Raw genomic sequence first — 4,765 nt, 5'->3', positions numbered from 1 at the left:
TTGGTTTCCGAATCATAAAAGAGTAGTGTCTGGAGTTGTTTTTTTTATAAGTTTAACGGAACATGCTACATAAAAAACTACGACCATCACAAAAAACGGAATGGCAGAAATGATTGTTTCTTTTTGAAATTCAATCAAAGTGGATATTGAAAAAATTAACGGAATCGTAACGAGTAACGGCGCAATCAATAGCAACCACAATCTAAAACCTGAAACAGTTTTTAATCCTAAAAATAAAAAGAGTAACTGCCCAATTAGCACAACTATAAAAGGCAAGAAGTTTACAATGTCTCCATCATCTAAAATTTCATGAATATTTAAAAACATAAAAACTTCAAACAACACCCAAGGTCCACCCAAATGTTCTCCAAAGACCATGAAAAAAAATGAAGACATGATGAGCGCAAAAAATATCCAACGCTTAATTCGTAATTTCATTTATTTACTTTAAATCAGCAAGTAGTTCAAGTGCTTTTTTTACATCATTTTTAGCAACATATAATTCAACACTTCCACCAAGAATTCCCGCATGAGCGGTATCCATTTTGTTGATTTCAAAGAAATTGATGCCAGCTTCATGTAAAATATTTTTAGCGTCCATAATTTCAATTTGAACAGTGCTTGTATAAATTCGTGCGTTTTCCATAGGCTTTATTTTAATAGTAACACTATCAATATACGGAATAATAGTCAATTTTACTAGGTTGTAGAGCGTATATTCATAAAAGAAAAGTTTAGTAACATTTTTTTAGTAACTTTCCATCAGTATGAAGTATTGCTGTAATATATTATTTCTTCTCTTTCTATTTATTGCACACATTGTTGTTGCGCAGCAAACCTATGAATTTGGTTCTCCAAATGTATGTAATATTACTGCTGCAGAATATGGTGGCGAAGAACAAAACTTTAATTTCATACAAGATGAAAAAGGCGTATTGTACGTAGCAAATACAATTGGGTTTTTAGAATTTAATGGTGTAAGTTGGCGACATTTCAAGCCAGAAAATGACGGTGTTCCAATTTCTTTCGCAAAAGATGAAAACGGTAGAATTTATAGTGGCGGAACAGGATTTATAGGATATTTAGATCAAGATGAAAATGGTCAAACAAAACTCAATCAGTTAAACCATTTATTGCCAAAAGATTTTGTGCTAGAATTTGTTTGGAATACACTTTCAAAAGATGGAAACGTATACTTTCAAAATTTAAAAAACGTCATTGTATATAATGGTGAGAAACTTCATGTTATCGATAGTGAGCACTATATAAGTAATATATATCACATGAATAATACCATATTTGTGGATACAGTTCATGGAATCTACACCATAGAAAATAATGAATTAGTATTTATAGAAGGAACTGAGTTTTTTGGAAGTGCAGATGTAAGAGGAATGTTGGGCGTTGATAAAAATAATTTTACGGCATTTACGAATGAACATGGAATAAGTCATTTTAAAAATGGAAAAATTGAAACGCTTACTAATGAAGTTTCTGATTTCATTTTAAAAAATAAAGTATATAGCAGTAAAAAGTTAAGTGATGGTAGTATTGCTTTAAATACAATAAGCGCAGGTACGTTACTTATAAATGAGAAATTTGAACCTGTATACAGCATTCAAAAAAGTGGTGGATTGGTATACAATCTTGTACGTGGAATTTATCAAGATTACAATAATGCTCTTTGGTTTGCTACTGATAAAGGAATTTCTAAAGTAAATTATCCAATAGCAAATACGTTTTATAAACATTATAAGAAAGGTATAGGAACAGTTCAAAAAATAGTACGGCACAAAGACAAATTATATATAGCTTCTACAAATGGAACTTATGAACTAATCCCAACGACAAAAGAAAAACTGACTACAAATGCTCCGTATGCAACCTATAAAATGATTGGTGATACTAACAGAAATAGCTTTGCAATCACAAGTTTTCAAAATAAGCTTATTTATGGAGGATTAGGCACTACCGTAAGTGATGATGGAAATACAAAAGTAGAGATTAATAAAAATAGTGCACGTAAATTTTATGCTTCAAAAGCATATAAGAATACGCTTTTTATGGGATGTAAAAGTGGTTGTGAAATACTGCATTATGAAGATGGAAAACTAAAAAAGCAAACAAAAATTGAAGGAATAGATGTTCAAATACGTGGTATTGTTGAAGATTCACTACATAATCTTTGGTTGACAACAATGACAGAAGGAATCTACAAAGTTCAATTCAATGATACACTTGGCGTTAAAAACATTCAACACTACGATTTAGAAGACGGATTGCCTTCTATGCGTGACAATTTGGCCTATGAAATAGACACTAATGATATCATTTTTACAACGCACAAAGGGTTTTATAAATATGATATAACTACGGATAAATTTATACCCAGCGATCGCTTCGGAAATGCCTATGCAGGAACAGACGAATTTGTGTATGCATTTTACTATGTAAACCCTGAAAAAGCTTGGATTCATTCTTATCGGAAACGTGAAACTGCATTATATACTGTGAACGAATCAAAAAAAGATACACTTTTATATGATGACTATAAAGAATTTGGGCATATACCTATGTATTATATTTATGATGATGCAGAAACACCGATAACTTGGCTTGGTGGAACAGATTTGGTTCGTCATGACGAATCAATTAATACGAAGAAAGTAAGTGCTAAATATCATGCAGTCATTTCAAAAGCAATTGTAGGAACGGACTCTTTACTAATATCAGGTCATCATTTTGATTCAGAAAAAACACTAGAACTAACGCCTGATTATAAAGATATTCGATTTGAAGTTGGCGCTACAGATTATCAAAATTTCACAAAGAATGAGTTTCAATACTTTTTGGAAGGATATGATCAAAAATGGAGTGAATGGAATCAAGAGGCATTTAAAATATATACAAACTTAAGTAGTGGAAGTTATACATTTAAAGTACGTGCTAAAAATGTAAAAAATCAACTTTCTGAAACTTCTGTATTCCAATTTGAAATTCTTCCAAAATGGTATGAGCAATTGTGGTTTTTACTATTAGTATTACTCGCAGGAATCATAGGAATTGTCTATGTAACCAATTTCTTTTCCAAACGAAAATTCGTAAAAAGAGTACACGAATTAGAATTGAAACAACAATTTGAATCAGAAAAAAAACAAGCAGTTATTCAAGAACAGGAACGCGGTATCAAAGCAATGATTCAAGCGCAAGAAAATGAACGTGGACGTATTGCAAGAGATTTGCACGATGGTGTTGTACAACAAATTGGAAGTGTAATTTTAAAAGCGCGAAACTTCATCGAAAAAACAGAAACGAAAGACCAAAAAGAAGCAGAAACATTTCTAGAAGAATTAGAAACGTCAAATCAAGACTTGCGAAACATATCACATCAAATGATGCCACGCGCATTAAGTGATCTAGGGATTATTCCAGCATTAGAAGACATGCTAGAAAATAGTTTGGCGTATGCAAACATTAAACATCAATTTGAACACTTCAATATCAATGAGCGATTGCCCGAAAGAATAGAAGTTTCTATCTACAGAATCACACAAGAACTCATCAATAATATCATAAAACATAGCAAAGCACAAAATGTAAATGTGCAACTTTTCAAATCAGACGCAAACATTATTCTCATTGTAGAAGATGATGGTGTCGGAATGCATGCTTCCAAATCTGAAAAAGGTATCGGTTTATTAAACATTTCCAGTCGTGTAGATATGATTCACGGAACGGTAAATTTTGAACCAAGTCCAAATAGCGGTACATTAGTAACCATAAAAATTCCATTCTCAAATGTCAATTAAATTACTCATTGCAGACGATCATCCGTTAATGGCACAAGGAATTGCCAATACATTCAATACTACAGATGCTATTGTAGTAAAAAAGATAGTACATGATGGGGAAGCCGTAATTCATGCGTTAGAATCGGCTATTTATGATGTGGTATTATTGGACATAGAAATGCCAAAACGCAACGGAATTGAATGTGCAAAAATCATTGTAAAAAAATTCCCCGAAGTAAAAATTGCTATGTTATCCATGCATCAAGAAGGTTCTGTTATAAAACACCTTATGGAAATTGGCGTACAAGGATATATGTTAAAAACCATTCCTAGTGATGAACTAATCTTTGCTATAAAAACCATTCATGCAGGAAAAGAATACTTCAATGCGTCAATAACGAAAGCATTGTTGAATACTGATGCTAAAACATCTTCTATAAATATATTAGAAAAGTCACCTATATTGGAAGACCTAACTACACGAGAATTAGAAATTATAAAATTGATCTCTAAAGGATTGACCAACATTCAAATAGGAGAACAAATATTTATTAGTCCACGAACGGTTGATACACATCGTACCAATATGATGAAGAAAATTGGTGTAAAAAATGTAGCTGGGTTAGTCCGTTTTGCCTTTCAGAATGGGTTGGCTTGATAAAAAAATGATCAAAATTAATCTTCATTTAGGGGCTAATCTTCTTTTTCCTAACGATACATTTTTACTATAAGAAACCTGTTGTGTATTTTGATAAAATTTCGTCAATTCGAGTGAATTTTACGATTGAAAATGAGTCAAATTTGTATCGAGAATAGAATATTTTGTACTAAACAGTTCTCGATACGATTTTTCGTGCCTCAAAATCACTCGAAATGACGCTTCGTTATACTTTTGAATTCAAAATGTACAACGGGTTTTAAGAATACTCATTTCATTATATTTTATACTTAAATATAGTACTTAACTCTTTCAA

General features: G+C 31.6%; 4 protein-coding genes. 2 read left to right on the top strand and 2 right to left on the bottom strand.

The genetic code is table 11. From position 1 onward, the window contains the following. Nucleotides 1-12: 12 nt before the first annotated feature. Both AB8B65_RS18125 and AB8B65_RS18120 read right to left on the bottom strand, forming a co-directional pair. Nucleotides 13-438 carry a hypothetical protein gene (locus AB8B65_RS18125; protein ID WP_405302697.1) on the bottom strand — a complete coding sequence of 142 codons (426 nt, stop codon included), beginning with the start codon at nucleotides 436-438 and terminating at the stop codon, nucleotides 13-15. A 4-nt stretch (nucleotides 439-442) separates the two neighbouring features. Continuing rightward, entirely contained in the window at nucleotides 443-646 is a 204-nt protein-coding gene (locus AB8B65_RS18120; RefSeq protein WP_405302696.1) for a putative signal transducing protein, read from the bottom strand. Nucleotides 647-767: 121 nt separating this feature from the next. Here AB8B65_RS18120 and AB8B65_RS18115 point away from each other — a divergent pair, with 121 nt between their 5' ends. After that, the gene (locus AB8B65_RS18115; protein WP_405302695.1) at nucleotides 768-3,809 is read left to right on the top strand and encodes an ATP-binding protein; all 3,042 of its coding nucleotides are present in this window, start codon (nucleotides 768-770) and stop codon (nucleotides 3,807-3,809) included. After that, nucleotides 3,799-4,449 carry a response regulator gene (locus AB8B65_RS18110; protein WP_405302694.1) on the top strand — a complete coding sequence of 217 codons (651 nt, stop codon included), beginning with the start codon at nucleotides 3,799-3,801 and terminating at the stop codon, nucleotides 4,447-4,449. The genes AB8B65_RS18115 and AB8B65_RS18110 overlap by 11 nt, the downstream gene beginning before the upstream one ends. Nucleotides 4,450-4,765: the final 316 nt, after the last annotated feature.

Source organism: Kordia sp. (assembly GCF_045105435.1).
In the GTDB taxonomy this organism is placed as follows: Bacteria; Bacteroidota; Bacteroidia; order Flavobacteriales; family Flavobacteriaceae; genus Kordia.
Note: the sequence above shows the minus strand (reverse complement) of the source record. Positions and strands in the feature narration are given on the sequence as shown.